At 71.5% G+C, this 19,405-nt stretch carries 20 protein-coding genes; 10 read left to right on the top strand and 10 right to left on the bottom strand.

Going from position 1 to position 19,405, the window contains the following annotated elements; all coding sequences use genetic code 11:
* Positions 1-348 precede the first annotated feature (348 nt).
* Positions 349-1,293 (top strand): sugar phosphate isomerase/epimerase family protein, encoded by a 945-nt coding sequence (locus tag OG589_RS35135; RefSeq protein ID WP_405142550.1) that lies wholly within the window; start codon positions 349-351, stop codon positions 1,291-1,293.
* A gap of 136 nt (positions 1,294-1,429) precedes the next feature.
* Here OG589_RS35135 and OG589_RS35130 read toward each other — a convergent pair whose 3' ends face one another.
* Complete coding sequence (locus OG589_RS35130) at positions 1,430-2,296, bottom strand: A/G-specific adenine glycosylase (RefSeq protein ID WP_405142548.1); 867 nt, start codon at positions 2,294-2,296, stop codon at positions 1,430-1,432.
* Positions 2,297-2,557: 261 nt separating this feature from the next.
* Between OG589_RS35130 and OG589_RS35125 the strand changes: the two genes are divergently transcribed.
* A complete protein-coding gene (locus OG589_RS35125; protein WP_405142547.1) occupies positions 2,558-3,889 on the top strand; it encodes an ATP-binding protein in 1,332 nt (443 codons plus the stop codon).
* A 27-nt stretch (positions 3,890-3,916) separates the two neighbouring features.
* Here the strand turns inward: OG589_RS35125 and OG589_RS35120 are convergent, their stop codons facing one another.
* A complete protein-coding gene (locus OG589_RS35120; RefSeq protein ID WP_405142546.1) occupies positions 3,917-4,600 on the bottom strand; it encodes a response regulator transcription factor in 684 nt (227 codons plus the stop codon).
* A 179-nt stretch (positions 4,601-4,779) separates the two neighbouring features.
* Here OG589_RS35120 and OG589_RS35115 point away from each other — a divergent pair, with 179 nt between their 5' ends.
* Entirely contained in the window at positions 4,780-5,496 is a 717-nt protein-coding gene (locus tag OG589_RS35115; protein WP_405142544.1) for a hypothetical protein, read from the top strand.
* Positions 5,497-5,511: 15 nt separating this feature from the next.
* Here OG589_RS35115 and disA read toward each other — a convergent pair whose 3' ends face one another.
* From disA to OG589_RS35090, 5 genes are all read right to left on the bottom strand, one after another.
* A complete protein-coding gene (disA, locus tag OG589_RS35110; protein ID WP_405142542.1) occupies positions 5,512-6,600 on the bottom strand; it encodes a DNA integrity scanning diadenylate cyclase DisA in 1,089 nt (362 codons plus the stop codon).
* Positions 6,601-6,667: 67 nt separating this feature from the next.
* Complete coding sequence (radA, locus tag OG589_RS35105) at positions 6,668-8,101, bottom strand: DNA repair protein RadA (RefSeq protein WP_405142541.1); 1,434 nt, start codon at positions 8,099-8,101, stop codon at positions 6,668-6,670.
* Between the two features lie 57 nt (positions 8,102-8,158).
* Positions 8,159-8,473 (bottom strand): thioredoxin, encoded by a 315-nt coding sequence (gene trxA / locus OG589_RS35100; protein WP_405142539.1) that lies wholly within the window; start codon positions 8,471-8,473, stop codon positions 8,159-8,161.
* Positions 8,470-8,850 carry a MerR family transcriptional regulator gene (locus tag OG589_RS35095; RefSeq protein WP_405142537.1) on the bottom strand — a complete coding sequence of 127 codons (381 nt, stop codon included), beginning with the start codon at positions 8,848-8,850 and terminating at the stop codon, positions 8,470-8,472. Before OG589_RS35095 ends, trxA begins: the two co-directional genes overlap by 4 nt.
* A gap of 83 nt (positions 8,851-8,933) precedes the next feature.
* Positions 8,934-9,632, bottom strand: a complete 699-nt coding sequence (locus OG589_RS35090) for a class I SAM-dependent methyltransferase (protein ID WP_405142535.1) — start codon at positions 9,630-9,632, stop codon at positions 8,934-8,936.
* Positions 9,633-9,737: 105 nt separating this feature from the next.
* Between OG589_RS35090 and OG589_RS35085 the strand changes: the two genes are divergently transcribed.
* From OG589_RS35085 to OG589_RS35055, 7 genes are all read left to right on the top strand, one after another.
* Positions 9,738-10,553, top strand: coding sequence for a sugar phosphate isomerase/epimerase family protein (locus tag OG589_RS35085; RefSeq protein WP_405142534.1), 816 nt, complete (start codon positions 9,738-9,740; stop codon positions 10,551-10,553).
* Positions 10,550-11,317 (top strand): class I SAM-dependent methyltransferase, encoded by a 768-nt coding sequence (locus tag OG589_RS35080; protein WP_405142533.1) that lies wholly within the window; start codon positions 10,550-10,552, stop codon positions 11,315-11,317. Before OG589_RS35085 ends, OG589_RS35080 begins: the two co-directional genes overlap by 4 nt.
* 72 nt (positions 11,318-11,389) lie before the next feature.
* Positions 11,390-12,013 (top strand): TetR family transcriptional regulator, encoded by a 624-nt coding sequence (locus tag OG589_RS35075; RefSeq protein WP_405142531.1) that lies wholly within the window; start codon positions 11,390-11,392, stop codon positions 12,011-12,013.
* A 174-nt stretch (positions 12,014-12,187) separates the two neighbouring features.
* Complete coding sequence (locus OG589_RS35070; RefSeq protein ID WP_405142530.1) at positions 12,188-14,335, top strand: (Fe-S)-binding protein; 2,148 nt, start codon at positions 12,188-12,190, stop codon at positions 14,333-14,335.
* A gap of 200 nt (positions 14,336-14,535) precedes the next feature.
* Complete coding sequence (locus tag OG589_RS35065; protein WP_405142529.1) at positions 14,536-15,348, top strand: hypothetical protein; 813 nt, start codon at positions 14,536-14,538, stop codon at positions 15,346-15,348.
* A complete protein-coding gene (locus tag OG589_RS35060; protein ID WP_405142528.1) occupies positions 15,345-16,421 on the top strand; it encodes a glycosyltransferase in 1,077 nt (358 codons plus the stop codon). Before OG589_RS35065 ends, OG589_RS35060 begins: the two co-directional genes overlap by 4 nt.
* Positions 16,422-16,468: 47 nt before the next feature.
* The gene (locus OG589_RS35055) at positions 16,469-16,750 is read left to right on the top strand and encodes a metal-sensitive transcriptional regulator (RefSeq protein WP_262844753.1); all 282 of its coding nucleotides are present in this window, start codon (positions 16,469-16,471) and stop codon (positions 16,748-16,750) included.
* Positions 16,751-16,864: 114 nt separating this feature from the next.
* On the opposite strand, the gene OG589_RS35050 is transcribed toward OG589_RS35055, so the two are convergent.
* The 3 genes from OG589_RS35050 to OG589_RS35040 form a co-directional block, all read right to left on the bottom strand.
* A complete protein-coding gene (locus OG589_RS35050) occupies positions 16,865-17,053 on the bottom strand; it encodes a hypothetical protein (protein ID WP_358552896.1) in 189 nt (62 codons plus the stop codon).
* 203 nt (positions 17,054-17,256) lie between these two features.
* On the bottom strand, positions 17,257-18,600 hold the full coding sequence (locus tag OG589_RS35045; RefSeq protein ID WP_405142527.1) for a hypothetical protein: 1,344 nt from the start codon (positions 18,598-18,600) through the stop codon (positions 17,257-17,259).
* 140 nt (positions 18,601-18,740) lie between these two features.
* Positions 18,741-19,328: a gamma carbonic anhydrase family protein gene (locus OG589_RS35040; protein WP_405142526.1), complete on the bottom strand. Its 588-nt coding sequence runs from the start codon at positions 19,326-19,328 to the stop codon at positions 18,741-18,743.
* Positions 19,329-19,405: the final 77 nt, after the last annotated feature.

Genomic DNA, 19,405 nt, shown 5'->3' with positions numbered 1-19,405 from the left:
GGACCCCTCGTGAGCACCTCACGAGGGGTCTTTCGTATTTCGTGAGATCACTTTGGTCCGATTCGCTATGACACCACCGAAGGTAGTACTACACTCCGTAGAGCGAATCAGGCCAAGTCTCGACCAGGTGGCTCACAAGATCCACTGAGCACGGTGAACATCGCCGAGATCCCCCCGTCGGTGTAGCGGGGGATCCGCTGCCGGGAGGACGCGGGGGTCGGTGCCCACCGGGCAGACTCGGGCGGGTCAGGCCGGATTCCCGGCAGGTAGGGACCCCTGCCTCATGTGACCAGGACAGGTCACGTGAAGTGATGAGGTCCGAAGCGCAGTACGCCTGGGAGGTACCGAATGCGCCTGAGTCATGAGGACGGCACGCTCGTTCACCTGTCCTACAACGCGGGCGTGCACCCCGCGGAGGACCTGGAGAACCTCATCGCCCACCTGACCCGCTACGCCGTACCCGTGCGCAAGCGGCTCGGCGTCGACCGGCTCGGCATCGGCCTCTGGCTTGCCCCCGGGGTCGCCGACCACCTCATCGCCGACCGCATCGAGCTCGTACGGCTGCGCCGCTCCCTGGAGGAGCGCGGCCTGGAGGTCGTCAGCCTGAACGGCGCGGGCGGCCGGGGGATGGGGCAGGAGAGTCCCGGCCCCGACTGGGCCAAGCCCGAGCGCTACCGCTACACGATGGCCCTCGCGAAGATCCTCGCCTTCCTGCTCCCCGAGGACGTGCGCTTCGGGAGCATCTCGACGATCCCGATCGGCTGGCGCCGCGACTGGCCCGCCGACCTGCACGCGATAGCGTCCCGGCGGCTCGACCGGCTCTCGCGTGAGCTCCGCGGCCTGCACAGCGTGACCGGCAAGACCATCAGGGTGGGCTTCCAGCCGTGGCCGGGCTGCGTGCTGGAGACCACCGAGCAGGCAGTGGAGCGCGTGTGCGGCATCGACTCGGAGTACCTCGGGGTCTGCCTGGACGCCTGCCACCTGACCTGCGGCGTCGAGGAGCCCGGCGCCGCCCTGCGCGGGGTGGCCGCGGCGGGGGCCTCCGTGGTCAAGCTCGGCCACGTGCACAACCACACCGGCGAGGTCCCTGGCACCGAGTCGATCCTGGAGAACACCCTGGCCGCGATCCTCTCTGGTCCCATGACCGGTGGCGCCCACATCGAGGTGGAGGCCCACGGCCTGGCGTCGCCCGCCAAGGGCAAGGGCCCGGCCGCGCTCGTGGCCACGCTCGCCGACGAGCTCGACTGGACCCGCCGCAACCTCACCGCCCTCGGCCTCAAGCTCGCCGCCTGACCGAGCGCCCGCCGCAACAGCCCGCCATAACAGCCGGACGCCGGAACAGCAGCGGATGCCGTAACAGTCCGGACGCCATAACAGCTCAGAGTCCGTAACAACTTAGGCGCCGTGACGGTTCAGGCGCCGTAATAGCTCAGACGGGCAGCCGGTAGGTGCCCTCGGCCAGCGCTTCGGCCAGACCGTCCGCGACGAGGCCGTCCAGCGCCCGCTCCCGCTGCACCGCATCGGCCCAGACGACGTCGAGCGCGGCCTTGGGCACCGCGCCGTGGGCCTCCCTGAGGACCGCCAGCAGCCGTCCCCGGCACTGCCGGTCAGTGCCGGCGTACGTCTGGCCGCGCCGCTCGGGGCCGTCGTAGGCCGGACGGCCCGCCAGGCGCCAGGCGCAGAGCCCGGCCACGGGGCAGTCGGCGCAGCGGGGCGCGCGGGCCGTGCAGACCAGTGCCCCGAGCTCCATGACGGCGACCGCCCAGCGCGGGGCGTCCAGGGCGGGCAGCAACGACTCGGCCAGCCTGCGCTCGGCCGTCGTGGTGGCCTTCGGGGGATACTCCTCGCCGCGCACGGTGCGGGCCAGCACCCGCCGGACGTTGGTGTCCAGCACGGCGTGGCTGCGGCCGAACGCGAAGCTCGCCACCGCCGCGGCCGTGTAGTCGCCGATGCCGGGCAGCCCGCGCAGCTCGTCGTAGGAGGACGGCACCTGCCCGTCGTGCTCTGTGGTGACGGCTCGGGCGCACGCGTGCAGGTTGAGGGCGCGGCGGGGGTATCCGAGGCGGCCCCAGTGGCGCACGGCCTCACCGGGGGGCTCGGCGGCCAGCGCGGCGGGGGTGGGCCAGCGCTCCATCCACTCGGACCAGATCGGCAGGACGCGGGCGACGGGCGTCTGCTGGAGCATGATCTCGCTGACGAGGATCGCCCACGGGCTCGCGCCGGGCCGTCGCCAGGGAAGGTCCCTGGCTTTCTCGGCGTACCAGTCGAGGATGGGGGCGTGCAGTCCGGTTCCCACGACGTCGAGCCTAGATCCTGCGCACCCTGGCCCACGCCCGTTCGCCTCACCCGCCCCCCGGTGCTCATAGGCAGCGAGGGGCGGTGAGCGGAGGCCGCATCGCGGTCTGGAAAGCCATGTCGGCCACCGTAGACAGGCGTCCGTGTGATGGGGGTCAAGGCCTGGTTATCGCGCTCCTTACCTTCCCGCCGTTCCAGGGAGAAGTGCCTGATCAAGGGGGTGTTAGCGGAACGCTTACCCGGCTTCTGGCACCCTGTCCGGATGAAGAGTGGTTCCGGAGGGAGCGCCACGCGGGAGCCGCACAGCACGCCGCTGCGGCGCAGGGTCCTCGTGGCGATCGTCGGCATCGCCGCGCCGGCCGTGGCGCTGTTCGCGGTACCGCTCGCGCTGTCCGTCGAGCGGCTCTACCACGACGAGACGGCGGCGGCCCTCGGGCGCGACGCCGCGTGGATCGCCGCCGCGATCCCCGACGAGGTGGTGAGGAGCGGCACGGCATCGGTCTCGCTGCCCAAGGGGCTGCCCACCGGGCTCCGCGTCGGCGTCTACACCACCGACGGCGCCCTGCTGTTCGGCGACGGGCCGAGGCGATCGGATCTCGCCCTCCACTCCCAGGACGGCCACGTGCACGAGGCCGTCGAGAACGGCTTCATGGCGGTCTCCGCCCCGATCCCCTCCGACGAGGTGCGCAAGGGCGTGGTGCGGGTGGCCACGCCGTACGACGAGGTCTCCGACCGGGTGCACGAGACGTGGCTGCTCATGGCCGGCCTCGCCGTGATCGTCATCAGCCTGGCGGTCGTGTTCGCGCTGCGCGCGTCCAGGCGGCTCGCCGCGCCCCTGGAGCACCTGACGCGGGCGGCCCAGGCCCTCGGGGCGGGTGACTTCTCCATCCGTGCCCCGCGTTCGGACGTGCGGGAGGCCGACGTCGCGGGCCTGGCCCTCGAGTCGACCGCCCAGCGGCTCGGCGAGGTGCTCGAACGCGAGCGCGCCTTCAGCGCCGACGTCTCCCACCAGCTCCGTACGCGCCTCACCGGCATGCTCCTCGGCCTGGAGTCCGCCCTGGCACGCCCGGAGGCCCAGCGCGAGGACGCGATCCGCACGGCTCTCGCCCGGGGCGAGCAGTTGCGCACCGTCGTCGAGGACCTCGTACGGCTCACGCGCGAGAACGGCGGGCAGGACCGGTGCCTGGACGTGCGGGCGCTCCTTGAGGAGGTGCGGGAGACCTGGTACGGAGGGCTGGCCGCGCAGGGGCGTTACCTGGGACTGAACCTGCCCGACGAGCTGCCCGCCGTCGCCGCGTCGCCGGCGGCGCTCCGGCAGATCCTGCAGGTGCTGCTGGACAACGCCGTCGCGCACGGGAAGGGCGAGATCACCGTCGACGTGGCCGACCTCGGTGACGGGGTCGCGATCGAGGTGGCCGACCAGGGGGCGGGGATCCCAGAGGGGGCCGACGTGTTCGCGCGCCGCTCAGGCAAGCAGGAGGGGCACGGCATCGGCCTGGCGCTGGCGCGGTCGCTCGCCGAGGCGGAGGGCGGCCGGCTGGTCCTTCGCAGGCCCTCGCCGCCGGTGTTCAGCCTGCTCCTGCCCGCCACCTGACCCGGGCGTCACGGGGCGCCCGGCGGGTCAGACGTCGATCTCGTAGCGGTAGCCGCGCCCGCGCAGGGTCGTGATGCGCTGGGGATCCTCGCCGTGCTCGGTCAGCTTGCGGCGCAGGGCGAAGACGTGCACGTCGAGGGTCTTGGTGGGCCCGAACCAGTTGGCGTCCCACACGTCGTCCATCAGCTGCTCGCGTGTCACGACCTCGCCCGCGCGCGAGGCGAGCGCCGCGAGCAGGTCGAACTCCTTGGGCCGCAGGGCCAGCGCCTCGCCGGAGACGTACGCCCTGCGGGCGGGGAGATCGAGGGTGAGGAGCCCCACGGACAGCGTGCGCTCGCCCGGCGGCGCCGTCTGGCGGCGCAGGTGCGCGCGCAGCCTGGCGAGCAGCTCGGTCAGCCTGAAGGGCTTGGTGAGGTAGTCGTCGGCGCCCGCGTCGAGCGCGACGACGACCTCGAACTCCTGGGTGCGGGCGGTCAGCACGACGATCACGGTGAACGGCAGGGCACCGCGGAGACGCCGGCAGACGGCCACGCCGTCGATGTCGGGCAGCCCGAGATCGAGCAGGACGAGGTCGGGGGCGCCGTCGCGCACCCGCTCGAGGGCCTGGCCGCCGGTGGTCGCGAGGGTCACCTGGTAGCCGTTGCTGCCGAGCGCCTCCAGCAGCTCAGAGCCGATGGCCGGATCGTCCTCCACGACCAGCACACGTGTCATACGGTCGATGGTAGGCGAGCCGGAGCACCCGCAAGGGTCGACGGCCTATTACGGGCGCTCGGGTTACGCGGCGATGTCGTCGTTTCTGCCCTGGTCTGTCGGGCCTCCCCAACCAGCACGTTCTCCGCGATGCGGCGGGTCGACACCCTTGACGAGCCACAACTCTCCATACTGTGAGTATGGATCCGGACACGTTCCGTGGCGACGTCGGCGTAGAGGGGCCGGACGTCTACTGGCGCCGCAGGGTGTCGGTGCTCACCGGTGCCCTCGTCGTGGTGGCCGTGGTGGCATGGGCCTGCACGAGCGCGTCCGGCGGCCTCGGGTCGGGCTCGCCGGCGCGGCCCGCGGTCGCCGGCTCGAAGGACCCCGGCTCGGGGGTGAGCGCGGCGGCCGTGCCCTCGCCGTCCTCCACGCCGACCTCCACCGCGACGGCCAAGGCGGTGTCCTCCGCGCGGCCCCCTGTGGTCCTGACGCCCTCGCCCGTCCCGAGCCGCACCCGCCGCCCCGGCGACCCGTGCCAGAAGCCCGATCTCGTCCTCAGCCTGCGCGGCGAGTCCGAGGTCTACTCGGGCAAGGGCACGCCGCGGTTTCTGCTGACCGTCGTCAACATCGGCCGCCTCGACTGCACGGTCGACGTCGGGCCGCGCGCGGTCGAGGTGCGCATCACCTCGGGGTCCGACCGCGTCTGGTCGACGGCCGACTGCGTGAGCGGCGACGGCAGCGACATGCGGCGCCTGCGGCGCGGGGTGCCCCACGTGAGGATGGTCGACTGGGACCGCCACCGTTCGGCGCCCGACTGCCGCTCCGCCCGTCCGAAGGCCCACGACGGCACCTATGTCGCGACGGCCCGGCTGGAGTCGCTGAAGAGCTCGAAAGTGATCTTCCACCTGCGCTGACGCCCGCGGGCGCGCTCAGACGTAGCGCTCCAGGATGGAGGCCTCGGCCAGGCGTGACAGGCCCTCGCGCACGCTGCGCGCCCGGGACTCGCCCACGCCGCCCACCGACTGGAGGTCGTCGGTGCTGGCCGCCAGGAGCTTCTGCAGGCCGCCGAAATGGTCGACGAGGCGGTCGACGACGCTGCCGGGGAGCCGTGGCACCTTGGCCAGCAGGCGGAACCCCCGGGGGCTCACCGGCCCGTCGAGGGCCTCGGAGCCCGCGTGGCCGAGCACGCGCGCGACGGCCGTGAGGTCGAGCAGGTCGCCGGGGGACAGCCGGTCGAGCTCGGCCAGCGACTCGAAGACCCTGAGCGGGCGGCGTCCGGCCCCGGCCGGGAGGTAGTCGCGCATGATCAGGTCGCGGTCCTCCTCGACGCCCGCGACCAGCTCGGCCAGCTGCAGGGAGAGCAGGCGGCCGTCGGTGCCGAGCTCCACGACGTACCCCTCGATCTCGCCGGCGATGCGGCGGACCATCTCAAGCCGCTGCACCACCGCCGCGACGTCGCGGGCGGTGACCAGGTCCTCGATCTCCAGGGCCGACAGGGTGCCGGAGACCTCGTCGAGGCGCATCTTGTAGCGCTCAAGGGTCGCGAGGGCCTGGTTGGCCTTGGACAGGATCGCGGCGGACTCCTCCATCACATAGCGGATGCCGTCGAGGTAGAGGGCGATGATGCGCATGGACTTGCTGATGGAGATCACGGGGAAGCCGGTCTGCCGCGCCACCCGTTGGGCGGTGCGGTGCCGGGTGCCGGACTCGTTGGTGGGGATGGAGGAGTCGGGGACCAGGTGGACCGCCGCCCGCACGATCTTGTTGCCGGCGCGGTTGAGCACGATGGCGCCGTCCATCTTGGCCAGCTCGCGCAGGCGGGTCGCGGAGAACTCCACGTCGAGCGTGAACCCGCCCGTGCACACGATCTCGACCGTCTCGTCATAGCCGAGCACGATGAGGGCACCGGTGTGCCCGCGCAGAATGCGCTCCAGGCCGTCACGCAGCTCGGTGCCTGGAGCGAGCGTGGCAAGGGTGGATCTTCGACGCTCGTCGATCCCCTTGTTGGTGTGTGCCACATGGCCCCCGCTGGTCGCTGACGTCGCCCAGTTTACCGGCGAAGCGGTGACCGGACCCGGACGGTGCTCAGGTGACGTGCGTGAGCGCGTCCCAGACGTTCTCTGCCTCTGTGACGTCGAAACCGTGGGAAAAGTTCGTCGTGCGGATCGGGGGACTGCTCACGGGGACCGGATGGCGGGCGTCGCGCCCGTCGGCTCCCGGGAGCGCCGAGGGCTCCTGGTCGAGCGACCCGGCGGGCACCAGGGCGTGGGTGAAGCCCAGGCGGGCGGCCTCGGCCACCCGGCGCCTGATGTCCCTGACCGGGCGCAGCTCGCCGGCCAGGCCCACCTCGCCGAGCACGATCAGGCCGGGCGGCAGGGGCCGGTCGCCCGCCGCGCTGGCCACGGCGAGCATCACCGCGAGGTCGACGGCGGGGTCGTTGAGCCGGATGCCGCCCACGGTCGCGGTGAAGACGTCGCAGCCGCTCAGCCGGGCGTTCAACCGGCGCTCCAGGACCGCGAGGATCATCGTGACGCGGAAGGGGTCGAGCCCGGAGGAGGACCGGCGCGGCTGCTGGGCCTCGGTGGGCCCCACGAGGGCCTGGACCTCCGCGGGGAGCGGGCGGGTGCCCTCGACCGTGACGGTGACGCACGTGCCGGGCACGGGCTCGGAGCGCCGCGAGACGAACAGCCCGCTCGGGTCGGGCAGCCCTTGGATGCCGCGCTCGTTGAGGTCGAAGCAGCCGACCTCCTCGGTGGGACCGAAGCGGTTCTTGATGGACCTGACCATGCGCAGCCGGGAGTGGCGGTCGCCCTCGAAGTGGAGCACCACGTCGACCAGGTGCTCAAGGACGCGCGGGCCGGCGATCGAGCCGTCCTTGGTGACGTGGCCCACCAGCACGGTGGACATGCCGCGCTCCTTGGCCAGGCGGACGAGGTTGCCCGTGACCTCGCGCACCTGCGTGACCCCGCCGGGGACCCCTGAGGCCGCGGAGGAGCCGATGGTCTGCACGGAGTCGACGATGAGGAGCCGGGGCTGGACCTTCTCGACGTGGCTGACCAGCGCGGCGAGGTCGGTCTCCGCCGCCAGGTAGAGCTGGTCCTGGATGGCGCCGATGCGGTCGGCCCGCATGCGGACCTGTGCGGCGGACTCCTCGCCCGTGACGTAGAGCACCGTGTCGTGGCGCGCGGTGCTGGCGGCGGCCTCCAGCAGGAGCGTGGACTTGCCGATGCCGGGCTCCCCGGCCAGCAGGACGACCGCGCCGGGCACGAGGCCGCCGCCGAGCACCCGGTCGAGCTCGCCGATGCCGGTGGTGCGCGCCCGGGCGAACTCGGCCTTGACCTGGCTGATCGGCAGCGCGGGGGCGGACACCGCGCCGCCCTGGACGACGTGGACCCCGGCGCGCGCGCCCTCTTCGTCGACCGTGCCCCAGGCCTGGCACTCGCCGCAGCGGCCCACCCACTTGGCGGCCCGCCACCCGCACTCGGCACAGCGATAACCGAGCTTCTGCGTCTTGGTCATGCGGGGCACGCTATCGGGCCGGGCCGACAAACTCGCTCTCACGGGCCTCCGGGCAGATCAGAAGTGGCCGTCCAGCTCGGCGAGCAGCAGGCGCTTGGGCTTGGCGCCGATGACCTGGCGGACCACCTCGCCGTCCCGGTAGAGGTTCAGCGTGGGGAAGCCCATCACGCCGTAACGGGCGGCGATCTCCGGGAAGTCGTCGGCGTTCAGCTTGGCCACGGTCAGGCGCTCGCCGTACTCGGTCGCGATCTCCTCCAGGATCGGCGCGACCATGCGGCACGGGGGGCACCATTCGGTCCAGAAGTCCACCAGGACGGGCTTGCCGCTCGCGAGGACCTGCTCGTCGAAGTTCTGGTCGGTGAGGGTGATCATGTCGTTCCTCCTGGTTTGAGCGCGCATCCGGGGCACGCCTCGGAAAGCTGTGCGGCGACCTCGGCCCTGCGGCCGAGCAGGGTGCGGATCTGCTCGTCGATCTGGGCGAGCTTGCGCCGGTAGACCTCGACGGACTCAGGGCAGGCGCTTCCCGCGTGGTTGCCCGCTCGCAGGCACTCCACGAAGGGACGGGCGTCGTCGAGGGTGAACCCCACCGTGAGCAGTGAGCGGATCTCGGTGACGAGCTTCAGGTCGGACTCGTCGTACTCCCGGTAGCCGTTGCCCGACCTCCTGGCCGGGAGCAGCCCCTGCTGCTCGTAGTAGCGCAGCGCCCGGGTGCTCACCCCCGCTCGCCTGGCCAGCTCTCCGATCCGCATCGGCCCTCCCCTGGTACGCGCTCACGCTAATCGTTGACGTCAACGTCAAGGTCAAGCCGATGCGTCCCGGAGATCCGGGAGGGTCAGAACCGGCGCCAGCGCAGCACATTGGGATAGGCGAGATCGAGGCCGGCGGTCCGCTCGATCGCCTCCTCGGCCACGGCGGGAGCGAACTCGATGCGCAGCACGGCCTCCAGGTCGGCCCTGGAGGAGAAGGCCATCCGCAGGTCGAGCTCCTGGCGCTCCCACCCCTGGCGCGACCAGAACGCCTCCACGGCCGCCGCGGAGTAGGAGGGCACCGTACGGCTGAACCAGTCGCCGAACGCGCCCCTGGTCGCGTCCAGGTCGACGACGAAGGCGGCGCCGCCCCGGCGTACGACCCTGGACAGCTCGCGAAGGCCGGGCTCGCACCCGGGGCCGAAGAAGTACGCCCACCGGGCCACCGCGACGTCTACGGAGGCGTCCGGCACCGGCAGCGCCTGGGCGGCGGCCGTGCGGACCGAGACGCCGGGAAGCCCGCGGCAGCGCTCGGCGGCCAGCGTGGCCAGGCCCGAGTGCGGCTCGACGCCGACGACCTTGCTCGCCGTGGCGGCGAAGCGGGGCAGGTGGAAGCCGGTGCCGCAGCCGATGTCGAGCACGACGCCTCCGGCCCAGGGCCGGATGGCGGACATCGCCGCGTCCACGACGCCCTCGGGGTCGACGGCACGGTTCTCCAGCTCGTACGTGCGAGGGGAGTTCCAGATGTTCGGACTGGGGATGGCCCCGTCCACGATCCGCGCCATGAGAACACGCTAGACCAGCCGGAACGCCGGCCCGTCAGTTGTGATCTTCATTGCATCCGGGTTGCGGAGCGCCACCTGGCCGTGCCCCGGCTTAGGCTGGCAGATGTGACCGACGTCATCCGAGTCCCGAACGCCAAGATCGCATTGTCCACCGCGTCGGTGTATCCGGAGCGCACTCCGGACGCCTTCGAGCTGGCCGCGCGCCTCGGCTACGACGGCGTAGAGGTCATGGTCGGCGCCGATCCGGTGAGCCAGGACATCGACGTGCTCGAGCGGCTCTCCGACCACTACCAGCTGCCGGTGCTCGCCGTGCACGCCCCCTGCCTGCTCGTCACCCAGCGGGTGTGGGGCCGCGACCCCTGGGCCAAGCTCGTCAAGGCGCAGAAGGCCGCAGAGCGGCTCGGCGCGCGCACCGTCGTGGTCCACCCGCCCTTCCGCTGGCAGCGCGACTACGCCCGTGACTTCGAGACCGGGCTCGCCCGCATGCGCGACGAGACCGACGTGACCTTCGCGGTGGAGAACATGTTCCCGCTGCGCGCCCGCGGCGCCGAGGTCGTGCCGTACGCGCCCGGATGGGACCCCGTCGACCAGGATTTCCCGCAGGTCACGCTCGACCTGTCGCACACGGCCGTCTCGGGCTCCGACGCCCTCGAAATGGCGGAGAAGCTCGGCGACCGGCTCGCGCACCTGCACCTGGCCGACGGCATCGGCACCACCAACAAGGACGAGCACCTGGTGCCGGGCAGGGGGAGCCAGCCCTGCGCGCGCATCCTCGAGCGCCTGGCCACCGCAGGGTACGGCGGGCTGATCGTGCTGGAGATCAACACGCGCAAGGCCGCCGGGCGCACCGAGCGCATCGACGATCTGGCCGAGGGCCTGGCCTTCGCCCGCCTGCACTTCGCCGCATCCTCGACGACATGAGCCACGAGGTGTTCAACCGCGTCGCCGAGGCCTATGACGCGGCCCGTCCGGGGTATCCCGGAGATCTGTACGACGCGCTCGCCGACCTCTCCTCCGTCCCGCTGGCCGGCGCGACCGTGGCCGACGTGGGCGCGGGCACGGGCATCTCGACGCGCGGCCTGCTCGACCGGGGGGCGCGGGTCGTCGCCGTCGACCCCGGCGAGCGCATGCTGGCCCGCCTGGTGGCCCGCACTCACTCGCCCCGCGCGGTCGTGGGCGACGGCAACGCGCTGCCGCTCCGCTCCGGCTCCGCCGACCTGGTCTGCTACGCGCAGGCGTGGCACTGGCTGCGTCCCGAGGAGTCGATCCAGGAGGCACTACGGGTGGTGCGCCCTGGCGGCGCGGTCGCGGCCTGGTGGAACACCCTCGACCTGGGTGCGGGCTCCGCCGGCTGGCTGGTGGCCCACGAGATGCGGCTGGCCGAGAGCTGCCCCGGCTACTGGGGCCCGGCGCTGCCCGAGTGGCACATGCCTCCGATCGCGGCGGTGATGGCCGAGGCGGGGCTGGGCGTCCGGGAGGCGTGGGTGCACTGGACCCGCGAGGTGGGCGTCGACGACTTCCTGCTCGACCTGCGGTCCCACTCCTACGTCGCCGCCATGGAGGGCGACGCCGTCGACCGGCTCGTCGCGCGCCTGCGGGCCGGGCTGGCCGAGGTCTTCCCCGGCGGCCGGCTCAGGGTGCCGATGCGGGTCTACCTCGCGGTCGCCCCCAGGGCGGACGGGTGAGCACGGCTCACGAAGCGAAGGGGGGCGCTTGAGCATGGCTCGCGAAGCGGGTGCGGCGCGGAAGGCGGGCGCGTGAGCGCGGGTGACAACGGCGTGGAAGGCGGAGAGGTGACGGCCGAGAGGCGGCGTCCGGGGCGGCGGCCCGGGTCGGCGGACACGCGTGGCGAGATCGTCACCGCGGCCCGCAAGATCTTCTCCGAGAAGGGCTTCGACAAGGCCACCATCCGGGGCATCGCCCGTGAGGCCGGGGTCGACCCCGCTCTGGTCCACCACTACTTCGACAGCAAAGAGGGCATCTTCGTCGCGGCGCTGGAACTGCCGATCAACCCCGCCGAGATGATCCCCCGCATCCTCCAGGGGCCCCGCGACGAGATCGGCGAGCGCCTGGTGCGGTTCCTGCTGACGATGACGGCCGACCCGCAGGCGCGCGAGCCGATCATCGCCCTTGTGCGCAGCGCGATGACGAACGAGCAGATCGTCGCGATGATCCGCGAGTTCCTCACCATGGCCGTGCTGAACCGCGTGGTCGAGGGGCTCGGCATCCCTGCCGTCCGCATGCAGGTAGCCTTCGCGCAGATGTTCGGCGTCGTTCTCATGCGGTACGTGCTGCGCCTGGAGCCGCTGGCGTCCGTCGAGATCGACGAGCTGGTCGAGATCCTGGCCCCCACGATCCAGCGCTATCTCGGCGACGACTGACCGGTTCCGGGGCGACCTTTTCCCAGACCATTGTTCTAGTATCGGTCCGGCCAATCATGGCCACCCGCGTCCGTCTTTAAGTTACTGGCGGGTACTATTCGGAGTGGTCCCGCCGTCCCCGTGGATGACCGGTGTATCTACGCTGGGCAGCCAACGCCATAGTTTGGAGGACCCGTGCTCCTTGTAGCGATCATCGGGCTCGTGATGACCGCAGTGGCGGTCACGCTCGCGGGTCGCCGCGTGCGCTGGCTCCACAGCCTCGCCACAAGCGGCCAGCCCGCTCCCGAACGGGTGCAATACGCCAGGGAGAACATCGGCGCCGAGGTCAAGGCGCAGCTTGTCGAGGTGTTCGCTCAGCGGAAGCTGCTGAAGTGGACCCCGTCGGGTGTCGCGCACTTCCTGGTGTTCTGGGCTTTTGTGATCCTGGCGACGGTCTACCTGGAGGCGTACGGGGCGCTGGTCCAGGGCGCGGTCACCGGCAAGCCCAACTTCCACATCCCCCTGGTCGGTACCTGGCCCGTGCTGGGGTTCCTCCAGGACTTCATCGCGGTGGCGTGCGTTGTGGGCCTGGCGGCCTTCGCGGCCATCCGCCTGGCAAACTCGCCCAAGAAGCTCGGCCGCGAGTCCAGGTTCGCGGGCTCGCACCTCGGCGGCGCGTGGCTGATCCTGTTCATGATCTTCAACGTGATCTGGTCGCTGTTCCTGTTCCGGGGCGCGGCGATCAACACGGGTAACTTCCCCTACCGCGCCGGGGCCTTCGGGTCCGAGGCCGCCGCCGCGCTGTTGCGCCCGCTTGGTCACACCGCCAACGAGGTGCTGGAGAAGGTCGGCCTGCTCCTGCACATCGGCGTGATGCTGGTGTTCCTGGTGATCGTGGTGAACTCCAAGCACCTGCACATCTTCACCGCGCCGCTGAACGTCATGTTCTCCCGTCGCCCTGATGGCCTGGGTGCGGTGCCGGAGATGCGCAGCAATGGCAAGGTGCTGGACTTCGAGGAGGCCGACCCCGACACCGACGTGTTCGGCCGGGGCAAGATCGAGGACACCACCTGGAAGGGGTTCCTGGACTTCTACACCTGCACCGAGTGCGGGCGGTGCCAGTCGCAGTGCCCGGCGTGGAACACCGACAAGCCGCTGTCGCCCAAGATGCTGATCCTGGACCAGCGTGACCACGCCTTCGCGATCGCCCCGTACCTGCTGGCCAGTGAGGAGGAGCGGGCGAACCTGCCCGAGGACGTTTTGGCGCTGGCGGGCAAGCCGCTGGTCGGCGAGGACGGTGTGATCCACCCTGATGTGCTGTGGTCCTGCACCAACTGCGGCGCGTGCGTCGAGCAGTGCCCGGTCGACATCGAGCACATCGACCACATCATCGACATGCGCCGCTACCAGGTCATGATCGAGTCGAACTTCCCCTCCGAGGCGGGCGTCATGCTCAAGAACCTCGAGAACAAGGGCAACCCGTGGGGGGTGCCGGAGACCAAGCGGGCCGAGTGGATCGAGGAGCTGGCCTCCCGCGAGGTCGACCCGATCGAGGTCCTGCTCATCGAGGAGAAGGTCCCCGACGACCTGGAATACCTGTTCTGGGTCGGTTGCGCCGGCGCTCTGGAGGACCGGGCCAAGAAGACCACCAAGGCCGTGGCCGAGCTGCTGCACATCGCCGGGGTGAAGTTCGGGGTGCTGGGCCCGATGGAGGCGTGCACCGGCGACCCGGCGCGCCGCCTGGGCATGGAGTTCCTGTTCAACATGCTCGCCCAGCAGAACATCGAGACCCTCAACGAGGCCGGGGTCAAGAAGATCGTGGCCACCTGCCCGCACTGCTTCAACACCCTGGCCAACGAGTATCCCCAGCTCGGCGGCATGTTCGAGGTGGTGCATCACACCCAGCTGCTGGCCAAGCTCGTCGAGGACGACCGCCTCACCCCGATCACCCCGATCGAGGAGAAGATCACCTACCACGACCCGTGCTTCCTGGGCCGCCACAACAAGGTGTACGCCCAGCCGCGCGACATCATGGCCAAGGTCCCCGGGGTCCAGACCCAGGAGATGCACCGCTGCAAGGACCGCGGCTTCTGCTGCGGCGCGGGCGGCGCGCGCATGTGGATGGAAGAGCGCATCGGCAAGCGCATCAACACCGAACGCGTGGACGAGGCGCTGACCACCGATCCCGACACCGTCTCCACCGCCTGCCCCTTCTGCCTGGTCATGCTCGGAGACGCGATCAACGAGAAGAAGAACAGCGGCCAGGCCAAGGAATCACTGGAGGTCGTGGACGTCGCCCAGCTCCTCATCACCTCGGTCAAGGGCCAGCCGGTGAAGGCCTGACAGTTCGGAGAGACAGGCGTGCCGGCGACCGTACGAAGATCGCCCGGCACGCCCGTCCCCTTGTCCGGCCGGGGGAACGCCTCCCCTGGGAAGGCCCCGCCTGAGGGGCGAAAGACGGGGACCGAAAACCTTTCTCCACATAACGGAGAAATCACGGTAACCTCAACGTCGCGCGGCTCAATCGACGGGGAGGGGGCGCGGTGCGCGTTGTCGTAACCGATGCCGAGGTCACGATGGCCGACGTCCTCTCGCTGCGGCTTGCGATCGAGGAGCCCCTGGCCGAGGGCACGCAGCTGATCCTGCGGCAGCGGGGCACCGGCGTCGAGACCAAGGTGGTGCTCGGCACCTCGGGGGCGGAGGTGCGCGAGGCCTCCGTCGCGGTGTCGCTGGCGCCCCTCGGGCTGAGCCCCGGCCGCTGGGACGCCTACCTGCAGCACGAGCCGCCCGCCGAGGAGCGCACCCGCACGCGCATCCAGTCCGTCGACCCGGGCTTCTCCCTCGACCGGCTGGACGCCTACGCGCTGAGCCGGCGCACCCTCGCCTACCGTGCCTACCGCACGCTCAACGGGTTCCTCGCCGTCAAGATCGCCCAGGCGGAGCCGGTGGCCGACGTTCGCGCGGTGTGGTTCCGCGAGGGACGTTTCGAGGTCACCGGGCTGCTGGCGTACACCGGGTTCGACGACGACGACGCGCACCACACCGCCCGCCTCGCCCTGCGCCGCACGGCCGGGCCGGAGACGGCGGTCACGTCCGCCGCGACGGTGAAGGGGGTGCGGTTCCACGCCGCGCTGTCCCTCTGCGACGTCATCGCGGCCACACCCGAGTACGAGGGGCTGTGGGAGCCGTCGCTGGAGGTGGACGGCATCGAGGTGCCGCTGCCTCTGGGAGGGTGCCTCGACGACGTCGACGGCAAGCGGCGCCGCGTTCACTACCCCGACACCAAGGTGGACGGCGTGCCGGTCCGCCCCTGCTACACCGTGGACGACGAGCTCCGTCTCGAGGTGGGCGGATGAAGATCTGCTTTCTGATCCCCTCCGCGTACGGCATGCGCGGCGACACCCGGGCCGTGCTCAACCTCGCCACCGAGCTGGCGTCCCGGCACGAGGTGGAGATCGTCAGCGTCAGGAGGGTCCGCGAGACCCCGTTCTTCCCTGTCGACCCGCGCATCTCGCTGCGGTGGCTCATCGACGCCCGGCCGGGGGTGCGCCACCTGCTGCCCCGGGGGCAGATGCGCACCGAGGTCGCGCTCTGGCGCACTCTGCGCGGCCTGCGCTGCGACGTGCTGGTGACCACGAGGCCGGGTCTCAGCGTGCAGGCCGCCCGGCACGTTCCACGAGAGACCGTGCGCGTCGCGCGCGAGTGGAGCCGCCCGGCCGTCCCCGGGCCGGTCCGCAGGTTCTATCCCAAGCTGGACGCGGTCGTCACCTCCACCGAGACGGCCAAGGAGGAGTTCGCCCGGATCCTCGAAGGCACGGACGGGCCGCCGCTCCACGTCATCCCCGACGCGCTTCCCCTCGGGCCCTGGCCGCGCTCGCGCATGGACAACCGCGTCGTCTCGGCGGGCGGCCGGTGGTTGCCGGGCAAGGCGTTCGACCGGCTCATCGAGGCCTTCGCGATCGTGACCGACAAGCGGCCCGACTGGCGGCTCCGCCTGTACGGCGGTGGACCCGAGGAGAAGCGGCTCCGCGCGCTGGTCGGCCGGCTCGACCTCCACAACAACGTGTACTTCATGGGCACCACCCCCGACCTGCAGGGGGAGTTCGCCAAGGCGTCGATAGTGGCCGTCACCTCGCACGCCGAGACGCCCGGCATGACCGTGATCGAGGCGCTGGGGTGCGGCGTCCCCGTGGTCGGGTTCGAGGGCGCGCGCGGGCCCGGGGAGTTCGTGACGCCCGGTCGCGACAGCGTGCTGGTGCCGCAGGGCGAGGGGGAGATCGAGGCGTACGCCTCGGCGCTGCTGGCCCTGATCGACGACGAGCGCCGCCGCATGGTGCTGGCCGCCGGGGCGCTGGAGTCCGCCGCGAGGCATGCCGCCCCTGCCGTCGCCACCCGCTGGGAGGCGCTGGTGGCGAGCCTCAGGCCCTGACGTACGGTGTCCCGAGGGGGATACCCCGAAGAGGTATTCTGGACCTCATGCATGGGTACAGCGGCGACAAGCAGGCATATCTCACCAGGCTCCGGCGGATCGAGGGTCAGATCCGCGGGCTCCAACGCATGGTCGAGGAGGATTCCTACTGCATCGACATCCTCACCCAGGTGTCGGCCGCCACGCGCGCCTTGCAGGCCGTGGCGCTGGGGCTCCTGGAGGACCATATCGGCCACTGCGTGACGGACGCCATCAACGCGGGTGGCCCCGAGGCCGAGGAGAAGGTCAAGGAGGCCTCTGCGGCCATCGCGAGGCTAGTGCGCTCGTAGCGGTTTTCGGGGGTTTCCCGGCCCGGCCGGACTAGTCCGGCAGAGTGGTCACGGATCCTTTCGCAAAACCGTCCCGAACCCTTGAGGAGTCCGGGACCAGTTCCGCGAGCATCTTCAGCGACTCACCGGAGTCCGCAATCCAAGCGCGTTGTCGAGCTCATCCAAGGTCAGCTCTCGCTCGCTGACAGCGACGGCGCTGAGCACCTCCGCGTAGAGCGCGATCTCGTCCAACGCGACACGGTCATGGACCCGTGAGTCCAGGTAGTCGTGCCCCACCGCGTCGTCCTTCCTTCCGCAGCCCACACCCACTCCGAGGTTACGACCGGGTGGCTTTCGACGACATGGCCCATCGGGACCATTCGTCAGGGCAACCCGTGTCCCCGTGGAACCATTTCCCGGTTCCGAGATCACAATTCAGCCAAATCCCCAGATGACTGGACGGGGAATGATATACGCGAAGTAAGTATGAAATAACCCGATAAAGCGTTTAGATCATGGCACCCAGGTCACGTGTGGCGAATCCATTCCGATGAGGTTCCTGGTACTCCAGGCAGCGGATCGTCGCGCTCGTGGATCAGGCAGCTCACCGTCGCCGCGGACGTGGGGAAGCCGCGCGGCGGAGGCGCCGTACCCGTCAGCCGGCACCAGGCGAGCCCCGTCGCGTATCCCGCGCCCAGCAGGGCCGCCGCCGCTCCCCTGCCGGGCGGACGGAGGGCCGCGGGAGGCTCGCCCGCCCGGGGCCAGCAGCCACGCAGAGGATGGCGGGGCTCGGAGAGCGTCACGTAGTACGTCTGGCGCAGCTCGGAGTCCAGCCACGGGTACAGCTGGGTCGCCACCTCTGGCGCCACGTGCTTGACGTCGGCGGCCAGCAGCGACGCGCCCACGGCGCGGGGATCGGCGCCGTGGGCGGTCACGAACGACAGCGCCCGCACCATGTCGTACAGCGTGTGCCGGAAATGCTCGCCCGGCGAGGTCTCGGCGAGGATCGCGCCCGCAAGGTGGGGCGGGCAGCGCGCGAGCCAGGCCTCCCGGATGGCCGTCACGTCCCAGGACGGGTGGTCCAGCCAGGGCTGGGCCCGCAGCGGCTCCACCATCGCGATCAGGGCGGCGGCGCGGGGGCCGAACCTTGGGTCGGCGAGCAGGACGCGGGCCGTGTCGGCCGCCAGCCCCGCGAGGCGCAGCGCGGCGTCCTGGGCTCCTGCGGCCAGCCGTTCGGCGTAGAGCGCCACCAGCGCGGAAAGCGGCATCGGGGGCAGCCACCGCACCCAGTCGTCCCCCGGCAGCGGTCGCGCGAGGAACTCCCCGAACATGGACAGCAGCACCTCGTTGCCGTCGAACGCCGGGGCGTAGGCGCACCACATGACGGTGCCCCACATCGTCGCCACGGTCGCGGGGACGTCCGCGTAGAACATCGCGCGGAGCGGCCCGCCGACGAACGAGGCGTCCTGCCTCATCCCCCGGTTGGCGTCGAGCAGCGCCCGCAGGCGGTGGGTGACCTCGTGGGGGACGTCGGGGCCGACGAACGCCTGGGTGGACCCCCGGTCGAAGGCCAGGTCGGCGGCCGTGGGCAGCAGGTGCTCGGGGATGAGCGGCGCCGGATGCGGGGGGCGCGCGGACGCGCGGGCGCGCGGGTCGGCCGGAGGCGCGGACAGGTGCCACTGCCCGTCGGCCGGGTCGTGGCGGTACCAGCGGGCGTGGCGGCCGAACAGCCAGCAGCCGCCGTCGGGGGTGAGCAGCAGGCGGGCCGCCATCGCCTGCGCCTGGGTGTGTGCGGGGACGTCGGCCCAGCGCGGGTCCGCGATCATGACGCGGACATCCCGCTCGATCGCGTCGAAAGGGTCCCACTGCACGGCGGCAATGCTACTGGTGGCACATCACGGACTCCGGGGTGTTCCCCCGCGCCACACCTCCGGTACTTCACGTCACAGGACCGTGGCGGCGTCACACTCCCATACCTGAGGCCCCGGGGCCACGAATCCGGTACGGCGGGTCACCCGGCCGTACCCGGGCCGGCGGGCAGCGGCCGGGCGGCGCGGTGGCGCGCGGCCTTCGCCACGTAGGTGTCCGGCGTGCGGGCGAACGTGGCACGGTCGCGGTCGGTGAGCTCGCGGACGACCGTGCCGGGAACCCCCGCCACCAGCACCCCCGCCGGGATCCTCTTGCCGGGGGTCACCACGCATCCGGCCGCGACCAGCGAGCCCGCGCCGATCCTGGCGCCGTTCAGCACGACGGCTCCGATGCCCACCAGCGCGCCGCTCTCGACGTGCGCGCCGTGGACCACGGCGCGGTGGCCGAGGCTCACCCTGCTCTCCAGCACGGCGGGCAGCCCGGGGTCGGCGTGCAGGCAGCACAGGTCCTGGATGTTGCACTCCTCGCCCACCTCGATCGCCTCGTCCTCGCCGCGCAGCACCGCGCCGTACCAGACGTTCGCGGCCCGCGCGAGCCGTACCCGGCCCACCACGACGGCGGTGGGCGCCACGTAGGCTTCGGGATGGATGGACGGCACACCGGTGTCGAGTGCCGCGATGTACGGCGAGGCGTGAGGCTCCGCGGGGCCCGGGAAGGTCGGCTCGCTCATGAGATCGATGATCTCACGGGGCCCTCAGCCGGTTTCTCGGCGTTGCGACTAGTAGGCACTCATTCGACCGGAAGAGG

Source organism: Sphaerisporangium sp. NBC_01403 (assembly GCF_045040145.1).
Taxonomy (GTDB): domain Bacteria; phylum Actinomycetota; class Actinomycetes; order Streptosporangiales; family Streptosporangiaceae; genus Sphaerisporangium; species Sphaerisporangium viridialbum.
The sequence above is the reverse complement of the archived record's forward strand: the minus strand, read 5'-3'. Positions and strand labels throughout refer to the sequence as shown.

What these genes read in the sequence shown, in the direction of transcription:
- OG589_RS35135 (WP_405142550.1), top strand. Translation starts at nt 349, where the DNA reads ATGCGCCTGAGTCATGAGGACGGCACGCTCGTTCACCTGTCCTACAAC.
- OG589_RS35125 (WP_405142547.1), top strand. Translation starts at nt 2,558, where the DNA reads ATGAAGAGTGGTTCCGGAGGGAGCGCCACGCGGGAGCCGCACAGCACG.
- OG589_RS35120 (WP_405142546.1), bottom strand. Translation starts at nt 4,600, where the DNA reads ATGACACGTGTGCTGGTCGTGGAGGACGATCCGGCCATCGGCTCTGAG.
- OG589_RS35115 (WP_405142544.1), top strand. Translation starts at nt 4,780, where the DNA reads ATGGATCCGGACACGTTCCGTGGCGACGTCGGCGTAGAGGGGCCGGAC.
- radA (WP_405142541.1), bottom strand. Translation starts at nt 8,101, where the DNA reads ATGACCAAGACGCAGAAGCTCGGTTATCGCTGTGCCGAGTGCGGGTGG.
- trxA (WP_405142539.1), bottom strand. Translation starts at nt 8,473, where the DNA reads ATGATCACCCTCACCGACCAGAACTTCGACGAGCAGGTCCTCGCGAGC.
- OG589_RS35095 (WP_405142537.1), bottom strand. Translation starts at nt 8,850, where the DNA reads ATGCGGATCGGAGAGCTGGCCAGGCGAGCGGGGGTGAGCACCCGGGCG.
- OG589_RS35090 (WP_405142535.1), bottom strand. Translation starts at nt 9,632, where the DNA reads ATGGCGCGGATCGTGGACGGGGCCATCCCCAGTCCGAACATCTGGAAC.
- OG589_RS35080 (WP_405142533.1), top strand. Translation starts at nt 10,550, where the DNA reads ATGAGCCACGAGGTGTTCAACCGCGTCGCCGAGGCCTATGACGCGGCC.
- OG589_RS35060 (WP_405142528.1), top strand. Translation starts at nt 15,345, where the DNA reads ATGAAGATCTGCTTTCTGATCCCCTCCGCGTACGGCATGCGCGGCGAC.
- OG589_RS35055 (WP_262844753.1), top strand. Translation starts at nt 16,469, where the DNA reads ATGCATGGGTACAGCGGCGACAAGCAGGCATATCTCACCAGGCTCCGG.
- OG589_RS35040 (WP_405142526.1), bottom strand. Translation starts at nt 19,328, where the DNA reads ATGAGCGAGCCGACCTTCCCGGGCCCCGCGGAGCCTCACGCCTCGCCG.